The sequence below is a fragment of the Streptomyces mangrovi genome, from assembly GCF_900114215.1.
Lineage (GTDB): Bacteria > Actinomycetota > Actinomycetes > Streptomycetales > Streptomycetaceae > Streptomyces > Streptomyces barkulensis.
Map to the genome: position 1 here is coordinate 147737 of NZ_FOSG01000003.1, position 18260 is coordinate 165996.

At 73.9% G+C, this 18260-nt stretch carries 14 protein-coding genes; 5 read left to right on the forward strand and 9 right to left on the reverse strand.

Annotation, left to right across the window (positions count from 1 at the left end; genetic code table 11):
* Window positions 1-304: 304 nt before the first annotated feature.
* Window positions 305-3571, forward strand: a complete 3267-nt coding sequence (locus BM237_RS05380; protein WP_093848544.1) for a phosphodiester glycosidase family protein — start codon at window positions 305-307, stop codon at window positions 3569-3571.
* A gap of 63 nt (window positions 3572-3634) precedes the next feature.
* On the opposite strand, the gene BM237_RS05385 is transcribed toward BM237_RS05380, so the two are convergent.
* From BM237_RS05385 to uvrB, 4 genes are all read right to left on the reverse strand, one after another.
* Window positions 3635-4618 carry a TerC family protein gene (locus BM237_RS05385; protein ID WP_093848352.1) on the reverse strand — a complete coding sequence of 328 codons (984 nt, stop codon included), beginning with the start codon at window positions 4616-4618 and terminating at the stop codon, window positions 3635-3637.
* A 195-nt stretch (window positions 4619-4813) separates the two neighbouring features.
* The gene (locus BM237_RS05390) at window positions 4814-6796 is read right to left on the reverse strand and encodes a TerD family protein (RefSeq protein ID WP_093848353.1); all 1983 of its coding nucleotides are present in this window, start codon (window positions 6794-6796) and stop codon (window positions 4814-4816) included.
* Between the two features lie 86 nt (window positions 6797-6882).
* Window positions 6883-7461 (reverse strand): TerD family protein, encoded by a 579-nt coding sequence (locus tag BM237_RS05395; RefSeq protein ID WP_093848354.1) that lies wholly within the window; start codon window positions 7459-7461, stop codon window positions 6883-6885.
* 158 nt (window positions 7462-7619) lie between these two features.
* On the reverse strand, window positions 7620-9767 hold the full coding sequence (uvrB, locus tag BM237_RS05400; protein ID WP_093848545.1) for an excinuclease ABC subunit UvrB: 2148 nt from the start codon (window positions 9765-9767) through the stop codon (window positions 7620-7622).
* A 223-nt stretch (window positions 9768-9990) separates the two neighbouring features.
* Here uvrB and BM237_RS05405 point away from each other — a divergent pair, with 223 nt between their 5' ends.
* The 3 genes from BM237_RS05405 (at window position 9991) to BM237_RS05415 (ending at window position 13039) form a co-directional block, all read left to right on the forward strand.
* Window positions 9991-10983 carry a glycerophosphodiester phosphodiesterase gene (locus BM237_RS05405; RefSeq protein ID WP_245793421.1) on the forward strand — a complete coding sequence of 331 codons (993 nt, stop codon included), beginning with the start codon at window positions 9991-9993 and terminating at the stop codon, window positions 10981-10983.
* A 78-nt stretch (window positions 10984-11061) separates the two neighbouring features.
* Window positions 11062-11622 carry a methylated-DNA--[protein]-cysteine S-methyltransferase gene (locus BM237_RS05410; RefSeq protein WP_093848356.1) on the forward strand — a complete coding sequence of 187 codons (561 nt, stop codon included), beginning with the start codon at window positions 11062-11064 and terminating at the stop codon, window positions 11620-11622.
* A gap of 130 nt (window positions 11623-11752) precedes the next feature.
* Complete coding sequence (locus BM237_RS05415) at window positions 11753-13039, forward strand: MFS transporter (RefSeq protein WP_245793440.1); 1287 nt, start codon at window positions 11753-11755, stop codon at window positions 13037-13039.
* Between the two features lie 102 nt (window positions 13040-13141).
* On the opposite strand, the gene BM237_RS05420 is transcribed toward BM237_RS05415, so the two are convergent.
* Window positions 13142-13858, reverse strand: a complete 717-nt coding sequence (locus BM237_RS05420) for a PIG-L deacetylase family protein (RefSeq protein ID WP_093848547.1) — start codon at window positions 13856-13858, stop codon at window positions 13142-13144.
* An 85-nt stretch (window positions 13859-13943) separates the two neighbouring features.
* On the reverse strand, window positions 13944-14402 hold the full coding sequence (locus tag BM237_RS05425; protein ID WP_245793441.1) for a type II toxin-antitoxin system PemK/MazF family toxin: 459 nt from the start codon (window positions 14400-14402) through the stop codon (window positions 13944-13946).
* Between the two features lie 110 nt (window positions 14403-14512).
* On the opposite strand from BM237_RS05425, the gene BM237_RS05430 reads away from it, so the two are divergent.
* A complete protein-coding gene (locus BM237_RS05430; RefSeq protein ID WP_093848357.1) occupies window positions 14513-15190 on the forward strand; it encodes an AIM24 family protein in 678 nt (225 codons plus the stop codon).
* Between the two features lie 361 nt (window positions 15191-15551).
* On the opposite strand, the gene BM237_RS05435 is transcribed toward BM237_RS05430, so the two are convergent.
* The 3 genes from BM237_RS05435 to BM237_RS05445 form a co-directional block, all read right to left on the reverse strand.
* A complete protein-coding gene (locus BM237_RS05435; RefSeq protein WP_093848358.1) occupies window positions 15552-15941 on the reverse strand; it encodes a hypothetical protein in 390 nt (129 codons plus the stop codon).
* Window positions 15942-16158: 217 nt separating this feature from the next.
* The gene (locus BM237_RS05440) at window positions 16159-17406 is read right to left on the reverse strand and encodes a peptidoglycan DD-metalloendopeptidase family protein (protein ID WP_107415202.1); all 1248 of its coding nucleotides are present in this window, start codon (window positions 17404-17406) and stop codon (window positions 16159-16161) included.
* 143 nt (window positions 17407-17549) lie between these two features.
* Complete coding sequence (locus tag BM237_RS05445; protein ID WP_093848359.1) at window positions 17550-18248, reverse strand: S1 family peptidase; 699 nt, start codon at window positions 18246-18248, stop codon at window positions 17550-17552.
* Window positions 18249-18260 lie beyond the last annotated feature (12 nt).

Genomic DNA, 18260 nt, shown 5'->3' on the forward strand with positions numbered 1-18260 from the left:
GTGTTGTTCCGGCGGTGTTCGCGCACGCCCTCTGGTGTGGACCGGTCGGCCTTGCCACCCTGTGGCGCTGGGCGCGCAGAGAGCGCGTCCCCTCGCAGCGTCTGTGGGTGATGTCGTGTCACGAAGGTCGCAGAGCAGAAGACCCTCCGGGCGGGCCGCGGTGCGCCTCGCCGCCGTCCTCGCGTTCGGGCTGGGACTGGCGCCGCCGGTCGCCACCGGCCCCGCCACCGCCGCCCCCGTCACCGCTTCTCCCTCCCCTCCCGTACGCACCGCCGCCCCCACGGCCGCCCCCGCCGGCGACGGCATGGAGCTGTCCCGCACCGTACGGCCCGTGGCGCCCGGCACCACACTGACCTCGTTCGACCGGCTGGAGCCGGACAAGTGGCTGCGCGCCGACGCCCTCAGCGTCGACCTCGACGGCGGCGCGGAGGTCGACTACCTGTCGCCGGGCTCCGTCTCCGACCGCGCTCCCCTCTCCGAGATGGCCGCCGCGCACGACCCCGGCCCCGGGCGCCGCACCGTCGCCGCCTTCAACGCCGACTTCTTCGACATCAACGAAACCGGCGCCCCGCTCGGTCCGGGCCTGGACGACGGCGAGATCACCCACTCCCCCGCCCCCGGCGTCCACGAGGCGGCCGGTTTCGGCGCGGACGGCGCGGGCCGCGTCCTGGATCTGTACTTCGAGGGCACCCTCACCCTGCCCGGCGGGACCGAGCCGCTGGCCGCGTACAACGCCGCGAACGTCCCCGCCGACGGCATCGGCGCCTACAACGCCCGGTGGGGGGCCGCCGACCGCGCCCTGGCCGTGGACGGCGCGTCGCAGGTGACCGAGGTCACCGTCACCGAAGGCCGGGTCACCGGTGTGGACGAATCCCCGGGAAACGGTCCGGTGCCCGAGGGCGCCACCGTGCTGCTCGGCCGGGGCGCGGGCGCGAGGGCCCTGGCCTCGCTGGCCCCGGGGGACCCGGTGAGCTGGGAGTACGAACTGCGCACCGACGGCGGCGAGACGCCCCGCACCGCGGTCGGCGGCCGCGGTGTGCTGGTCGAGGACGGCGAGCCGCGGAACTGGGACGGACGGCCCAACAACACCGCCGCCCCCCGTACCGCCGTGGGTTTCTCCCGGGACGGCTCGACGATGCACGTGCTGACCGTGGACGGCCGCCAGGCCGCCTCCGGCGGCGTCACCCTCACCGAACTCGCCGTGATGATGGACGAGCTGGGTGCCCACAACGCGCTCAACCTCGACGGCGGCGGCTCCTCCACACTGGTCGCCCGCGAGCCCGGCTCGGACACCCCGCGGGTGGAGAACAGCCCCTCCGACGGCTCTGAGCGGGAGGTCCCCAACGGGCTGGCCGTCACCGCCCCCGACGGCAGCGGAAGCCTGGAGGGCTTCTGGGTGGAGACGGCCGCGGAGCCGGCCCAGGCCCCCTCGGCGGACAATGTGCCCGGCGGCCATCCGGACCGGGTCTTCCCCGGTCTGACCCGTGCGCTCACCGCCGCGGGCCACGACGAGACGTACGGACCGGCGGAGCATCCGGAAAGACCGGAGAGAACGGCCCCCCGCTGGCACAGCTCCCGCCCCGAGGTCGGCCGGGTGGACGGCGACGGCGTCTTCCACGCCCGCACGGCGGGGACGGCCGAGGTCGTCGCGCGCCGCGGCCACGCCCGCGGCTCCACCACCCTGACGGTGCTGGGCCCGCTGGAGCGGATCGCCCCCACCCGGGAGCGGGTCGGACTCCCCGGGACCGGCGCACGGGCCCCCTTCGGCTTCACCGGCTTCGACGCCGAGGGGCACAGCGCCCCCGTCGCCCCCTCGGACGTGGCGCTCGACTACGACCGCTCGCTCTTCCGCATCGACCCCGACCCGGCGCGCGGCGGCTTCACCGTCGCCGCCACCGACGGCACCGGGTCCGCCTCCGGGCTGGTCAGGGCGACCGTCGCGGGGAAGAAGACGGTCCTGGCCGTCACCGTCGGCCTGACGGACCGCGACGTGGCGCGCTTCGACGACGCCGGACGGTGGACCTTCAGCGCCGCACGCGCCTCCGGCTCCCTGACCGCCGACCCCGCCGGGCACGAGGGCACCGGGCTGCGGATGGAGTACGACTTCACCCGCTCCACCGCGACCCGCGCCGCCTACGCCAGTCCCCCGGAGCAGATCCCCGTCACCGGCCAGCCGCAGAGCTTCACCCTGTGGCTGAAGGGCGACGGCCACGGCGCCTGGCCCTCGCTCCACCTCACCGACGCCGCCGGCACCTCGCAGATACTGCGCGGCCCGCACGTCACCTGGACCGGCTGGCGGCAGATCGCCTTCGAGGTGCCCGAGGGCGTCGCCCATCCGCTGAAGGTCCGGCGGTTCTACCTGGCCGAGACCCGGCCCGGCGAGCTGTACCGCGGCGAGGTCGTCCTGGACGGGCTGACCGCCCGGACCCCGCCGGACGTCGATCTGCCCGCCGCCGGCCCCCACCGGGACCCGCTGATCTCGACGGCCGCCGGCACGGCCGGGCGCGACTGGCGGTTCGCGGTGGTCTCCGACGCCCAGTTCGTCGCCCGCGACCCGGACGGCGAAGCGGTGCGCAAGGCCCGGCGCACCCTGCGGGAGGTGAGGGCGGCCCGGCCCGACTTCGCCGTGGTGAACGGGGACTGGGTGGACGAGGGGTCACCCGAGGATCTCGCCTTCGCCCGCCGGGTGCTCGACGAGGAGCTGGGAGAGGACGTTCCCTGGTACTACGTTCCGGGCAACCACGAGGTGATGGGCGGTTCCATCGGGAACTTCCGCGCGGAGTTCGGCGACGCCCACCGCTCCTTCGACCACGAGGGCACGCGCTTCATCACCCTCGACACCTCCTCGCTGACCCTGCTCGGCGGCGGCTGGGAGCAGATCCGGATGCTGCGGGAACGGCTGGACGCCGCCGCCCGCGACGAGGGGATCGGCTCGGTCGTGGTGCTGGCGCACGTACCGCCGCGCGATCCGACCCCGCAGCGCGGCAGCAGGCTGACCGACCGGCTGGAGGCGGACCTCCTGGAGGACTGGCTCGGTGACTTCCGCCGCCGCACCGGCAAGGGGGCGGCGTTCATCGGGGCGCACGTCGGCGTCTTCCACGCCTCCCGGGTGGACGGCGTGCCGTATCTGGTCAACGGCAACGCGGGCAAGGCGCCGGCCGCGCCCGCCGGTGAGGGCGGCTTCAGCGGCTGGTCGCTGGTCGGGGTCGACAAGGGCTCCGGCCCGGACTGGATCTCGGTCCAGACCCGCGCCCATGTGGACGGGCTCTTCCTGACCGCGCCCGGTTCCGTGGCCGCGGGCGGCGCGCCGGGGAGGGTCTCCGCATCGGTCGTCCAGGGCGACGGGAGCGGCGCGCGTACGGTGCCGGTGGGCTGGCCGCTGAGCGCGGACTGGACCGGCTCGCGGGGCCTGTGCACCGGGGACGCGGAGCGGGCGCGGGCACGGGCGGGCTGCGTGGCCCTCCTCGACCCGGTGGCGGGCACCCTGACGGGGCTGCGGCCGGGGACGGTGACCGTGGCGGTGGCCGTGAGCGGTGAGCGGCTTCAGCGGCGGGTCGCGGTGGTGCGGTGACGCACGGCGGCGGTGCGGCCGGGACGCACGCCCGGCCGTACCGCCGCTTCGGAGCGGGCCGGCTCAGTCGCGCGGCGCGGCCTGCTCCTCGCGCCCCAGCTTCCGGGAGGCGCGCAGGCTGGTGATCGTGGTGACGACCAGAACGCCGCAGATGACGGCCAGCGACACCGGGGTGGAGATCTCCGGGACGTGCACACCCTGTTCGTGGAGGGCGTGCAGCACCAGCTTGACGCCGATGAAGCCGAGGATGATCGACAGCCCGTAGGACAGGTGCACCAGCCTCTTGAGCAGTCCGCCGATGAGGAAGTAGAGCTGGCGCAGGCCCATCAGGGCGAAGGCGTTGGCGGTGAAGACGATGTACGGATCCTGGGTCAGGCCGAAGATCGCCGGGATGGAGTCCAGGGCGAACAGCAGGTCCGTGCTGCCGATGGCCAGCATGACGATCAGCATCGGCGTCATCAGCCGCTTGCCGTTCTCGACCACGAACAGCTTGGTGCCGTGGTACTGGGAGGTGGAGGGGAAGCGCCGCTCCACCAGCTTCAGCAGGCGGTTCTCCTCGTAGGCCTCGTCCTCATGGCCCGCTGCCTCGGCGCGGGCCTCGCGCACCAGCTTCCAGGCCGTCCAGATGAGGAAGCCGCCGAAGATGAAGAAGACCCAGGAGAAGGTGGAGATCAGGGCGGCACCGGCCGCGATGAAGATCGCGCGCATCACCAGGGCGATGAGCACGCCGATCATCAGCACGCGCTGCTGGTAGATGGTGGGCACCGCGAACTTCGCCATGATCAGGACGAAGACGAAGAGGTTGTCGACGCTGAGCGACTTCTCGGTGATGTAGCCCGCGGCGAACTCGCCCGCGGCCCGGCTCTCCCCGGCGGCGTACAGGCCGGCGCCGAAGAGGATCGCCAGGACGACCCAGACGATCGTCCAGATACCGGCCTCCTTGATGGAGACCTCGTGCGGCTTGCGTCCGCCGATGAAGAAGTCGACCGCGATCAGGGCACACAGACCGACAACGGTCAGCGCCCAGGTGGTCGTGGAAACGTCCATGCAGGAATCCTCCGGCTCCGGTTGCCGGAGGTCTCCTCCGCCCAGGGCCGGACCGGCCCGCGGGCCGGCGCCCCGGGGCCGGTCACACCCGGCCCGTACTGACGGGAACGCCGCATACGGGAGTACTCCCCTCCGCTCAAGGCAGAGTAAAACAGAGCCAAGGAAAGGCAAAGCCGGGGGTCGCGGTCCCGCCCGTCAGCGCCCGTACCGCCGGCGGGCCTCGGCCACCCGCCCCAGCACCCTGGACAGGACCTGACTGCCGGCCGGCACCAGCGGCGGCTCGTATGTCCACGCGTGGCCGACCCAGGGGTCGGCGAGGTGGTCGTCGGGGACGGGGGTGATCCGCAGCAGCGACCGCCACAGCGGGTCGAGCACGGGTCCGTACTCCCGCGCCTCCTCCCGGTCGGCGACCATCATCAGATGGACCCCGGCGGACGGCCCCTCGTCCGCGAGGTAGCGCAACCGGGTGACGGCACGGTCGTCGAAACCGTGCGGGAAGTCGTGGACGATCAGCAGCTGCCCGGCCAGGTCCACGTCCGGCGGGAGCGCGTCGGTGGCACGGGTGCGCTCCGCCATCCGCACCAGATCGACACGGCGGGTCAGCCCGGCGAGCACCTGGGCGACGCCCTGCGGGCCCGTGGCGGGCGGCTCGCGCAGCGCGCCGGACTCCGTCAGCGGGGCCAGGGCGGGCCCCGCGGAGCCGGTGGGGTCGAGCACGTGCACGGTGAGCTCGCCGGCCGGGTGGACGGCGAGCAGCCGGCCGGCGACGGCGGTGGCCAGCTCACCGGCCAGGCGGCGCGTCCGGTGCGGGTCCGCCGTGGGGGAGGCGGCCGAAGAGGCGCGTCCGGCGTCGATCCACAGCCCGCGCTCCAGGGGCAGCCGTACCAGCATGGGCACGCGCAGGCCGCTGTGCTCGGGAAGAGCTAGGTCGCCCAGGCGCACCGCCATCGGCGCCTGCGCGGGCACCCGGTAGGCGTCCCAGACAGGACTGTCCCAGCGGGCGAAGGCGGGCGGCAGGGCCGGTTCGACGACCTCGGACTCGGCGGTGAGCTGGGCGAGATCGCGCTCGAGGGCGGCCCGGGCCCGGTCGACGAGCTCGGCGCGGCGCTCCCCGGCCCGGGCGCGGGCGGCCTCCGCGCCCGGGCCGAGCCTGGAGCGCGGGTCGGCCAGCGCCTCGTCCATTTCCCGCTCCATGCGCGAGTCGGCGAAGTCGACCGCGCCGCGGTAGGCGGCGGTGGTGCGGGCCAGGTCCTCGAACATGCCCCAGACCTGGTTGTGGAGCCGCTCCTCCATGCTCCGGCCCGGCCCGTCGCCCGCCACGGGCCGGTCGGGCGTTTCAGGCCGAGCAGAGGGCGGCGGCACAGGGGGTGGCGGCGCGGCCGCCGCGCGGGGCGTACGGCGGGGGTGGCGGTAGTCCACCGGCCCCGAAGCGGCGGGCGCGGGCGGTGCGGGCGGTGCGGGCGGCCCCGCGGGAGCGGGCCGGAGCGCCGCGGCGGCTTCCGGCGGCGCCTCCGGGAGCGCTTCCGGTGCGGTGCCCTGTGCGCCGGGCGGCCCGCCGACCGGCGCGGTACGTCGGCCACGCACCTCGCCTCCGGCGCGGGCCGGCGGCGGTGCCGGCGCACGGGCAGCACCCGCTGCGATGCCCTCCTCCACGGCGGCGGCCGACTCGCGTGCCCGGGGCAGCCCCTGGTCCTCCAGCAGGGCGGCGAGCCCGCCCGCGTAGCCCTGGCCGACCGCGCGTACCTTCCAGGCGCCCTGCCGGCGGTAGAGCTCCACCGCGACGACGGCGGACTCGGTGCCGAGCCCGGTGACGGTGTAGCCGGCGACGTCGGTGCCGTCCGGGCCGGTGACGGCCACCACGGGGGCGGCCAGCGCCCCGAAGGAGAGCGACCTGCCGGCCCCGGTGGACAGGGCGAGCAGCACGTTGACCCGGTGTACGGCCTCGGGGAGCGCCTCCAGGTCCACCGCGATCCGGTGGTCGGCGGCGGCCTGCCGGGAGACCTCCAGCCCGGGCAGAGGGGGAGAGCCGAGGTGGGCTATCCAGCCCGGATCCCGCAGCCGCCCGGCTTCGTCGCCCAGCGTCACTGCGGCGATCACCGGCCCTCCCGCCGACACCCGGATCTCCAGACGGCTCCCGGGCAGTGGGTGGTTCTGCCCCCGGACCAGTTCGGCCGCCATGGCCGCGCCCCCTCCCGCGTGTGTTCCGCTGTGCCCCGCATCCGGCCGGAGGCCCCCCATGGCCTCCCGCGGCCGCTCGCCGCCTCCTACAGCAGGGGGGTTATCGAGGGCATCAGGTCCTGGAAGGTGCGGCCGTTGGCCTCGGTGCCCAGGGCGGTCATCTGCCAGCCCTCGCCCTGGCGGTGGACCTTGGCCATGATCTGCGCGGTGTGCCGGCCGCCGCCGGTGAGGGTGTAGCGCGCCAGCTCCTGGCCGTTCGTCTCGTCCACCAGCCGGCAGAAGGCGTTCTGCACCTCGGCGAAGGTCTGGCCGGTGAAGGAGTTCACGGTGAAGACGATCTGGTCGATGTGGACCGGGACCCGCTGCAGGTCCACCAGGATCGCCTCGTCGTCACCTCCCTGCCCGGCGCCGCCGACGAGGTTGTCGCCGGTGTGCCGCACGGAGCCGTCGTCGCTCACCAGGTGGCGGAAGAAGACGACGTCCACGGGCTGCTGGCCGGCGAAGAGCACGGCCGAGGCGTCCAGGTCGATCTCCTGGGTGCGGCGGCCGAACAGGCCGCGGCGGGGAGCCGCCTGCCAGCCGAGCCCCATCCGCACCGCGGTCAGGGTGCCCCCGTCGGACTTCTGCAGGCTGACCGCCTGCCCCTTGGACAAGTTGACCGTCACGTGCGTTCCCCTCTTTCCAGCCATTGTGATCGGCCGCCGTCCCCGGCGACTGCCACGAACCCTACGCACCGCCGTCGGCGGCTCGGACGGGGCGGCCGGGCTTTGTGTCGTTCCTGCAACACTTCCTCATGGCTCCGCCGCCCCGCGTCGCCCTCACGTCACCGCAGGCCCGCCTCCTTCATCTGCCGCAGCTCCTTCTTCAGCTCGCCGACCTCGTCACGCAGCCGTGCGGCCACCTCGAACTTCAGCTCGGCCGCCGCGGCCCGCATGCGCTCGGTCATCTCCTCGATGAGTTCGGCGAGTTCGGCGGCGGGCCGGTCGGTGGGCCGGGCGGCCTCCCGGCCCCTGCCCGTCCCGCCCCGTGCGCGGTCGCCGTCCGCTCGGCCGAGGTCGGGCACCGGGGCCTTGGCCCGGCGCTCCTCTCCCGCGCCGGCCTTGCGGTAGCCGCTGTCCAGCAGCTCCCGGGTGTCGACCTCCTCGCGGGCGATCGTCGCCACGATGTCGCCGATCTTCTTGCGCAGGGGCTGCGGGTCGATGCCGTTCGCCTCGTTGTAGGCGATCTGCTTGGCCCGGCGCCGGTTGGTCTCGTCGATGGCCTTGGCCATCGCCGGGGTGATCTTGTCGGCGTACATGTGCACCTGGCCCGAGACGTTGCGCGCCGCGCGGCCGATGGTCTGGATCAGGGAGGTGCCCGAGCGCAGGAAGCCCTCCTTGTCGGCGTCGAGGATGGCCACCAGCGAGACCTCCGGCAGGTCCAGTCCCTCGCGCAGCAGGTTGATGCCGACCAGCACGTCGTACTCGCCGGCGCGCAGTTCGCGCAGCAGCTCCACCCGGCGCAGGGTGTCCACGTCGCTGTGCAGGTAGCGGACCTGGATGCCCAGCTCCAGGAAGTAGTCGGTCAGGTCCTCGGCCATCTTCTTGGTCAGCGTGGTGACCAGGACGCGCTCGTCCTTCTCGGTGCGGGTGCGGATCTCGTGCACCAGGTCGTCGATCTGGCCCTCGGTGGGCTTGACCACGACCTCCGGGTCGACCAGGCCGGTGGGGCGGATGATCTGCTCCACCACGCCGTCCGAGCGCGACAGCTCGTACTGCCCCGGAGTCGCCGACAGATAGACCGTCTGCCCGATGCGCTTTTGGAACTCCTCCCACTTCAGCGGCCGGTTGTCCATCGCGGACGGCAGCCGGAAGCCGTGGTCGACCAGAGTCCGCTTCCGCGAGGCGTCGCCCTCGTACATGGCGCCGATCTGCGGGACGGTGACATGGGACTCGTCGATGACCAGCAGGAAGTCGTCGGGGAAGTAGTCGAGCAGGGTGTGCGGCGGGGAGCCCTTCTCACGGCCGTCGATGTGCAGCGAGTAGTTCTCGATGCCGGAGCAGGTGCCGATCTGCCGCATCATCTCGATGTCGTACGTCGTCCGCATCCGCAGCCGCTGGGCCTCCAGCAGCTTGCCCTGCTTCTCCATGCGGGCGAGGGTCTCCTCCAGCTCCGCCTCGATCCCCGCGACGGCCCGCTCCATGCGCTCGGGGCCCGCGACGTAGTGGGAGGCGGGGAAGACGAACAGCTCCCGGTCCTCGGAGACGACCTCGCCGGTGAGGGGGTGGAGCGTGGAGAGGGCCTCGATCTCGTCACCGAACATCTCGACGCGGACGGCCAGCTCCTCGTAGACCGGGAAGATCTCGACCGTGTCGCCGCGCACCCGGAAGGTGCCGCGGGTGAACGCCATGTCGTTGCGGGTGTACTGGATGTCGACGAAGCGGCGCAGCAGCGCGTCCCGGTCGATCTCCTCGCCGACCCTCAGCGGCACCATCCGGTCGACGTACTCCTGCGGCGTGCCCAGGCCGTAGATGCACGAGACGGAGGCGACCACGACGACGTCGCGCCGGGTGAGCAGCGAGTTCGTCGCGCTGTGGCGCAGCCGCTCGACCTCCTCGTTGATGGAGGAGTCCTTCTCGATGTAGGTGTCCGTCTGCGGAACGTACGCCTCGGGCTGGTAGTAGTCGTAGTACGACACGAAGTACTCGACGGCGTTGTTGGGCAGGAGTTCGCGGAACTCGTTGGCGAGCTGCGCGGCGAGCGTCTTGTTCGGCGCCATCACCAGAGTCGGCCGCTGGAGCCTCTCGATCATCCACGCGGTGGTCGCCGACTTGCCGGTGCCGGTCGCGCCCAGCAGGACGACGTCCTTCTCACCGGCCGTGACGCGCCTGGCCAGCTCGTCGATGGCCGCCGGCTGGTCGCCGCCGGGCTGGTAGGGACTGACGACCTCGAAGGGCGCCGTCCTGCGTTCGATCTGGGTCTGGGGCCGCATGTCCACCACGTTACGTCCCCTCACTGACAACCGGGGACGGCTTCCGGGCCCCGCCCGGAGCGCCGGGGCACGGCCCGGATACGGCCGGAGCGCGGCCCGGCCGCCACCGGCGAGGGGGCTTTCCTTGAAGCGTTCAGGTTCTGTCCACTTCCCGCCCATGTAACCGGCCGCCGATGCCGGAATGCTTCTGGGGTCAGTGCACCGAAGACGTGAGGAGTCCCCCGTGCCCCTACGCCCCGCTGCCACCGTCACCGGTTCACTCGCCGGCCTCTGCGCGCTCGTCCTGTCAGCCGTCCCCGCCCAGGCCGCACCTGCGGCCGGGACCCCCGTCCCGGTCGCGCACCGCGGGGCCTCCGGCTACGCGCCCGAGAACACCCTGGCCGCCGTCGACGCCGCCCGTGCCCTGGACGTCAAGTGGGTGGAGAACGACGTGCAGCGCACCAGGGACGGCGAACTCGTCGTGATGCACGACGCCACCCTGAGCCGCACCACGGACGTCGAGGAGGTCTTCCCCGACCGCGCTCCCTGGAGGGTCGCGGACTTCACCGCCGCCGAGATCGCGCAGCTGGACGCGGGAAGCTGGTTCGACCCGCTGTACGCGGGCGAGCGGGTGCCCACCCTGGAGCAGTACCTGCGGCACCTGGACCGCACCGGCCAGAACCTGCTGCTGGAGATCAAGCGGCCCGAGCTCTACCCGGGCATCGAGGCCGACATCCTGGGCGAGCTGCGCAGCGAGGGCTGGCTGGACCGGCGGCACGTGCGCGGCAAGCTGGTCGTCCAGAGCTTCGGGGCCGACTCGGTGCGGGCCGTGCACGAGCAGGCGCCGGCCGTCAGGACCGGTTTCCTGGGCACCCCCGCCGTCGGGGAGCTGCCGATGTACGCGCGGTTCAGCGACCAGATCAATCCGCCCCACACCACCCTGACCGGGGAGTACGTGCGGCAGGTCCAGGCACTGAAGGGCCCCCACGGCAAGCCGCTGGAGGTCTTCACCTGGACGGTGAACGGCGCGGAGGCGGCCCGCCGGGTCGCCGCCATGGGCGTGGACGGGATCATCTCCAACTACCCGGACGTCGTCCGGGACGCCACCCGGTCCGGCGCCGGGGACGGCGGACGGGAGGAGTCCCGGGAAGAGGAGCCGGAGGAAGAGCTGGAGGAGGCGGTGGAGGAAGCGCGGGAGGCGGCCCGGGAGGCGGGCATCTCCTTCCCCGCTCCCTGACCGCCCGGCCGCCGAACCCGCCGCGGGCCGCGTCCGCGTACCGGCCCGCGGCGGGGGCCGTTTCCGTAGACTCGCCCCATGACCGAGACACCGGCCGAGGGCGCCGTCACGACCGCGGCCTGGACCGTACGGGACACCCCGATCGGCCCGCTGCTGCTCGCGGCGACCGGGCGGGGGCTGGTGACCGTCGTCTTCCACGCCCAGGAGCGGACGGTGCGCCGGTGCCTGGCCCGGCTCGCCGCGCGGCTGGGCACCGAACCGGCTCCCGGCGGGGACGACCCGGTCCTGGCCGAAGCGGCCCGGGAGCTGGACGCGTACTTCAGCGGCGGGCTGCGGGAGTTCTCCCTGCCCCTGGACTGGACCCTGACCTCAGGGTTCAACGAACGGGTGCTGCGGACGCTGGCCGCCTCCGTGCCCTACGGCGGCACCGTCGGCTACCAGGCACTGGCCGACCGCGTCGGCGAGCCGGGCGCGGCACGCGCGGTGGGCGTCGCCATGGGGTCCAACCCGCTGCCGGTCGTGGTTCCGTGCCACCGGGTGGTGGAGAGCGGTGGCGGGCTGGGCGGCTTCGGCGGCGGGCTGGAGACCAAGCGGGCACTGCTCGCGCTGGAGGGGGTCCTTCCGGCGCCGCTGTTCTGACCCCTCGCCCCACCCCCCTGTGGCGAACCTCGCTTTCCACACGTCCCCCGCCGCTCTCCCCCGGCTGGCAGACTGCCTTTTCGTGAAGGACACCTCCCAAATCGCCGAAGCTGCTGACAGCCCGTCGGGCATACCCGGCCCCCGCGGCACCGCCGCGGTCCCCCGCGGAGCCGGCCTGGCCGCTCTGCGCCGCCGCACCACCGCCGTGCTCGTGGCGGGCCAGATCCTGGGCGGGCTGGGCGTGGCCACGGGCATCGCGCTGGCCGCCGTGCTGGCCGAGGAGGTCAGCGGTTCCGAGGGGCTGTCCGGTCTGGCGATGACGTCGTCGGTCCTGGGCACGGCCGTGCTGTCCCTGCCGTTCGCCGCCCTGACCGCGGCGCGCGGCCGCCGCGCGGGCCTCACCCTGGGCTATCTGGTCGGAGCGGTGGGCGGGGGCGTGGTGGTGCTCGCCGCCGTCCTGGGCAGCTTCCCCCTCCTGCTGCTGGGCACGGCGGCCTTCGGCGCGGGCTCCGCCGCCAACCTCCAGGCCCGTTTCGCCGCCGCCGACCTCGCCGAGCCCGCCCACCGCGGACGGGCCATCTCCACGGTGGTGTGGGCCACGACCGTCGGCGCGGTCCTCGGTCCGAACATCGCCGCCCCGGCCGGGCGGAGCGTCCGGGGCCTGGGTGTCCCCGAGGCGGCGGGCCCGTTCCTGTGGGGCGCGGGTGTCTTCCTGCTGGCCGCGACGCTGGTGTTCGTCCTGCTGCGGCCGGATCCCCTGCTCACCGCCCGCTCCCTGGCCGCCGCCGACGGGCACGCCCCGGAGTCCGCCGAGAGCCGCTCGCTGCGCGCCGGACTCCGTGCCGTGGCCGCTTCGCCGCGGGCCCGGCTGGCCCTGGTGGCCGTCGCGGGCTCCCACACCACCATGGTCTCGATCATGGTGATGACCCCGGTCGACCTCGGCCACCACGGCGCGGGCATCGAGCTGATCGGCCTGGTGATCAGCATCCACATCGCGGGCATGTACGCCTTCTCCCCGCTGATGGGCTGGCTGTGCGACCGGATCGGCCGGATCCCCGTCGTCCTGGTCGGCGTCGCGGTGCTGGCGTGCTCGGCGCTGGTCGCCGGTACGGCGGACGGCGACCACGTCCGGAGCGCCGCGGGCCTGTTCCTCCTCGGGCTGGGCTGGTCGGCGGGGCTGGTGGGCGGTTCCACCCTGCTCACCGACTCGGTGCCGCACAGCGCCCGCGCGGCCGTCCAGGGGCTGTCCGACCTGTCCATGAACGCCGCCGCGGGCGCGGGCGGCGCGCTCGCGGGCCTGGTCGTCGCGCAGGCGGGCTACGGCTGGCTCAACGCGATGGGAGCGGCCCTGCTCCTGCCGGTCGTCGCACTCGCCCTGCACCTGAGGCTCCGCCCGCCGGCCCCGGACGGCCGGTGACACGTCCCGTCCCTCCCGCGCCGCGGCGCGGCGATGCGCCGTGCCCACCGGCGCACCGCGCCCACCGCCGTACCGCTTCGGCGCGCGGGCCGGGCGCCCCGGTCACCCCCTCGGATACACCTGGAAGGCCACGGCCCGCCGCCCGCCGGTGTGTTCGGCGAGCATGTCCATCACACCGGTGACGAACTCGCGGGCGTACTCGGCGGGCTCCTTGTCGCTGAGCGCCCCGATGTAGGCGCGGTGCTCGGCGAGGGAGGCGACGGCCCGGTCCACGTCCTCCCGCGCCACCTCCACGGCGTGCGTCGGCTGCGCCGACCCCGCGACCGCCACCCAGCGCACCCCGTCCCACGGCTCCAGGCCCTGGTCCGCCAGGTCGGTGAAGATCCAGCGGTTGCCCGCGTCCCCAGCCGCGTCCAGCACCGCTCGGCCGACGGCCCGGTGGTCGGGGGTGTTCCAGTTGACGCCGCCCCAGGTCTCGTGGTGGTTGAGGGTGATGAGCAGTTCGGGCCGGTGGCGGCGGATCGCGGCGGTCAGGTCGCGGCGCAGGGCGACGCCTTCCTCGACGACCCCGTCCTGGTGGTCCAGGAACTCCACCTTCTCCACCCCGACCACGGCCGCGCTCGCCCGCTGCTCCGCCTCCCGCACCCGTGCCGCCCGCTCGGGTTCCATGGTGTCGATCCCGGCCTCGCCACGGGTGACCATCAGATAGGCGACCTCCCGCCCGGCGGCGGTCCACCGGGCGATCGCGGCGGCGGCGCCGTACTCCAGGTCATCGGGGTGCGCGACGATCGCGAGCGCGCGGTTCCAGTCCTCGGGCATGGGGCTGAGCCGGCCGTCCACGGTGGCCTCCTTCGCGGCAGCGCTGTGAGTCGGTTGTGCCGTACCGGGCCAGTATGCGCCCGGGTCAGCGCCAGCCGTACCGCCGCTGGAGGCTGTGCACGACCCGGTTGAACCTCGCCCGGTCCAGCGCGCACGCCTCGCGCCGCATTCCCTGCGGGTGGACGCGCAGCACCCGCTCCAGATCCACCCACGAGTCCCGTCCGGAGCGGTCCCAGGGGCCGGATCCGAGCGGCACCCAGTCGTGCTCGCCGTCCCGCCGCCTGCTGGAGAGCTGGACGGCCAGCAGGGTTCCGGCCGCCTCGCGCGCCACGACCAGGACGGGCCGGTCCTTGCCCCGTCCGTCCATCTCCTCGTACGGCACCCAGGTCCAGACGATCTCTCCGGGGTCGGGGTCGCCGTCCGGGTCGGGCGCGTAGACCGTCCGCACGGCGCCCACCTCGTCCGCCCGCGCCTGTGTCGTCGCGGTCGGCCCCCGGCTTCCCGGAGCGTCCCCGATTCCGTCGGCCGTCCTCATCCCGTCCATCGCCATGGGCACACGCTATCGGCGCCGCCTCCACTCCCTGCCGCGCGGTCCGCACGCCGGGCCGAGCGCGGCGTCTTGGCGGGGCGCGGGGTTCCGGGGAGCATACGGCCATGCGCAGCGACCTCTTCGCCTCCGAGAACATGGTCCGGCCGGCCACCGCCCCCGGCATGTCCCTGCAGAATCCGCAGTCGATCCGGTACGTGGTGGACGGCGAGTGCTACGCCCGGCAGGGCGCGATGATCGCCTTCCGGGGAGATCTGAGGTTCGAGAGAAAGGGGCAGGGGGTGGGGAACTTCCTCAAACGTTCCGTCACCGGCGAGGGGCTCGCCCTGATGTCCGTCAGCGGCCGGGGCGAGGCCTGGTTCGCCCACGACTCCGCCAACTGCTTCCTCGTCGACATCGACCCCGGCGACAGCCTCACCGTCAACGGGCGCAACGTCCTCTGCTTCGACGCGACCCTCCAGTACGAGGTGAGGATGGTCAAGGGCGCCGGCATGGCCGGCGGCGGCCTGTTCAACAGCGTCTTCACCGGGCAGGGCAGGCTGGGCGTGGCCTGCGAGGGCACCCCCGTGGTCATCCCCGTCTCCCCGGACAGCCCGGTCTTCGTGGACACCGACGCGGTCGTCGGCTGGAGCGCCCGGCTGAACACCTCGCTGCACCGGTCGCAGAGCTTCGGCTCGATGATCCGCGGCGGCTCCGGCGAGGCGGTCCAACTCAGGCTGGACGGCGAGGGGTTCGTGATCGTGCGGCCGAGTGAGTCGCGCCCGGGCGGCCAGTCGTCCGGCTGACGCGGTGGAAGTCCCGTGCCTCCCGCGGCCGGTGTGCCGGCACTCACACGGCAGGCCCGGAAACGGGCCGGGGCCGATACGGTGTGAGCGTGTTGCCTTCCCCCCGCTTTCTGTCCCGGTCCCCGCACAGGCTCTGCTGTTTCAACGGATCCCTACACCGCCGCCCCCTGCGGGCGCGGTGCCGTCCGGCGGCCGGAAGGGAGCACCACGGGCGCCCGCCGGCCAGGGCCGGAGCGGGGTCCGGACAAACGGTCGTCTGCCCGCGGCTGTGCGGCCACCTGCCGCCGCCCGCGGCCCACTGAGCACCGCTCACAGCGGCCGCGGGACCACAAGAGCCGCGGGGGCCGCGGGGGCCGCGGGTTCAGGAGTACGGGCAGTGGCGGATTCCGTCGAGACTCAGGCAGCCGCCCTCCCCCGTCCGCCAGGTGTACTCCTCGGGTTTCCCCTTCTCGGGGAAGGTCACGAGCGTGCTGTTCCTGACCTCGTAGCGGCCCGTGACCATACTCGTCCCGGTCTCCCGGGTGTAGACGCCGTCCTCGTAGAAGCTGAAGACGGTCGTGTCGAAGTTGGCGGACCGCTCGGTGCTCCAACTGCCCACCAGCTCCGGGGGGATGGACCGGCCGCCGGCGCCGGCCTCCCCGACGGCTGCGCCGTCCGGCCCCCCGGTGCCGTCCGTCTGCCCGCATCCGCCCAGCAGCAGCACACCGGTCGCCGCCAGTGCGGCCGCGACCGTTCGCCGTGTCGTGCCCACGACCCCCGCCTCCAGTCCGTTCGTTCGGCGACGCACGGTACCTTCGCCGTCACCGCGGCGAGGGCGGTGTGCGGGGATGCGGCCGCCCCCGCGGGGAAAGTCGGTCAGTTCGTCTCCCCGTCCGGGCTCCTGTCGGCGTACGCCGTCTACGACCTCGGCCGGGCGTCCGCGCCGCACCGCCCGGAGGCGGTGCGGCGGGCGAGGCGGGCGAGGCGTCTCAGCACCAGCCGCTGATCGGACCGTTGACACCCGACCACACATAGGCGTCGCTGATCCAGGTGCCGTCGCTGAGCCTGTTCCACAGGCTCGTGGTGCCGTAGCGGCCGGTGTGCGAGGTGCCGGAGGCGGAGCAGGAGACGGTGACCGTGGCTCCGTCCGCGGCCGAGCCCGCGATCGCGTGACCGGTGCCCGGTCCGGTGCGCTTGTTGACGTGACCGCCTCCGTTGGCGTCGATCACGGCCTGGTTCAGGCCCAGCGCGCCGTAGTTGTACAGGGCCCCGCCTGCACCCACCCGCCTGCTGCCGTGCATCGCCGAGCCCTGGTAGGCGGCGGAGCCGTTGTAGATCACCCATTTGCCCAGGTTGTGGCCCGCGAGCGGGATGTACGAGCCGTTCTGGATCAGGCCGAAGTGGACGTGGCGGCCGTAGGCGGCGCCGCCGCAGGTGACGTCCGTGCCCGTGTAGCCGAGGAACGCGCCGGTGTTGACCCAGCCGCCGTCGGTGTTGATGTTGTTCCACAGGTGGTAGTAGTCGGTGGCGTAGCCGCGGTCGTGGACGACCCGTATCCAGCCCCGGCACATGGTGTAGGCCGTTCCCTGCCGGGCGGCGCGCACCACCTCGTCGCCCCCGGCGAAGTCCAGCGAGCTCCACGGCGCCGCGCTGCCGCCCCAGCCGTGGGGGCCGCTGGTCATGACCGTGCTGGCGCCGACGGTCGTCGGCAGCGCCATACCGGTGCGGTAGTCGCCCGCGCCGTACGCGACGACCTCGCCGCCCGGGCCGCCGCCTCCCGGGGCCTTATCCTGCCTGTCCTGCCCGCCGTCGAGCCCGGCGAACAGGGGTTTCTCCTCGGGCTCGACCAGCGGGGAGCGCCGGGACAGCTCGGCGAACCGCTCCTCGCCCTCCAGGGCGACCCGCCAGCTCCCGCCCTCGCGCTCGGCGAGGAACAGCCAGCCCCTGGGCATCCGCCGCGAGCCGGGTTCGGTCGCCAGCACGGCCGTGCCGAAGGCCCATCCTCCCGTGTCGCGGGTGACGTTGACGCGCGTAGCGTCGTGCGCTGCCGCGACTTCGGCCTCGGCGCGCCCGCGTTCCACGAGGCGTTCGGCCACGGCCGCCTCCGGGCCGGCGCCCTGCCGGTCGCCGGCGGCGGCCCCCGCCGGGGCGGCCAGGGACAGCGCTCCCGCCAGGGTCAGTACGGCGGTGGCGATGCCGGTGATCCGACGGGCCTGGGGTCTTCTCCAGCCGAACATGCGGTCCTCCTCGGCAGTCGGAGGCGCCGCTTGCGACGGCACCTCCGATTTGAATGGACACCGTCAAATTAGAAGGTGTCGCATCCCCTGCCAAGTACGCCTCCGGGAGCCCGGCGTCTCCCGTCCGGGTACTCCCGCCGGCCTCAGTACAGGCTCAGCCCGTACGCGGCCAGGACCTCGGTGACGGGCTGGTAGTACGTGGCGCCGCCGTAGGCGCAGTTGCCGCTGCCGCCCACGATGACGCCGAGGGCCGTGGTGCCGGAGAAGGCGGGGCCTGCGGTGTCACCCGGCTCCGAGCAGGCGTTCGACCTGAACAGCCCGTAGACGATGCCGCCGGGGTAGTTGACCGTGACGTTGACCGCGGTGACCGTGCCGCAGCGCAGCCCGGTGGTCCGGCCCACATGACAGACCGACTGGCCCACACGGGGGGAGGCGGCGCCGGTGATGTCCCGGACGGCCCCGCCGCCCAGACTCACCTCTCCGGGGTAGGACAGGGTGGTGTTGGTGTAGCGGATGATCCCGTAGTCGTTGCCGGGGAAGCTCCGGGCCGCGGTGATGCCGACCGGCACGGTCCGCGCGGCGTCGGCGTACCAGGTGGTGGGCTCCGCACCCATGCAGTGCCCCGCGACGAGGCCGTGGTACGCGGTGCCGCGGCGGGCGTTGAAGGCCACCATGCAGTGGTGGCCGTCGCTGCCGTACAGCACGTCGCCGCCGCGTACGGCGGTCGGCGCCGCCGGAACGGCCGGGGCGGGGGCGGCGGAGGCCGCGGGCGCGCCGAGGAGTACGGCGGCGAGGGCGGCCAGTAACGCCAGGACGGTCGCGGGTACGGACGGGCGTCTCATGGTTCCTCCCGG

Excerpts from the sequence above, each read along its gene's own strand:
- BM237_RS05380 (WP_093848544.1), top strand. The coding sequence starts at position 305 with ATGGAGCTGTCCCGCACCGTACGGCCCGTGGCGCCCGGCACCACACTG.
- BM237_RS05385 (WP_093848352.1), bottom strand. The coding sequence starts at position 4,618 with ATGGACGTTTCCACGACCACCTGGGCGCTGACCGTTGTCGGTCTGTGT.
- BM237_RS05390 (WP_093848353.1), bottom strand. The coding sequence starts at position 6,796 with ATGGCGGCCGAACTGGTCCGGGGGCAGAACCACCCACTGCCCGGGAGC.
- uvrB (WP_093848545.1), bottom strand. The coding sequence starts at position 9,767 with ATGCGGCCCCAGACCCAGATCGAACGCAGGACGGCGCCCTTCGAGGTC.
- BM237_RS05410 (WP_093848356.1), top strand. The coding sequence starts at position 11,062 with ATGACCGAGACACCGGCCGAGGGCGCCGTCACGACCGCGGCCTGGACC.
- BM237_RS05420 (WP_093848547.1), bottom strand. The coding sequence starts at position 13,858 with ATGCCCGAGGACTGGAACCGCGCGCTCGCGATCGTCGCGCACCCCGAT.
- BM237_RS05425 (WP_245793441.1), bottom strand. The coding sequence starts at position 14,402 with ATGGACGGGATGAGGACGGCCGACGGAATCGGGGACGCTCCGGGAAGC.
- BM237_RS05430 (WP_093848357.1), top strand. The coding sequence starts at position 14,513 with ATGCGCAGCGACCTCTTCGCCTCCGAGAACATGGTCCGGCCGGCCACC.
- BM237_RS05440 (WP_107415202.1), bottom strand. The coding sequence starts at position 17,406 with ATGTTCGGCTGGAGAAGACCCCAGGCCCGTCGGATCACCGGCATCGCC.
- BM237_RS05445 (WP_093848359.1), bottom strand. The coding sequence starts at position 18,248 with ATGAGACGCCCGTCCGTACCCGCGACCGTCCTGGCGTTACTGGCCGCC.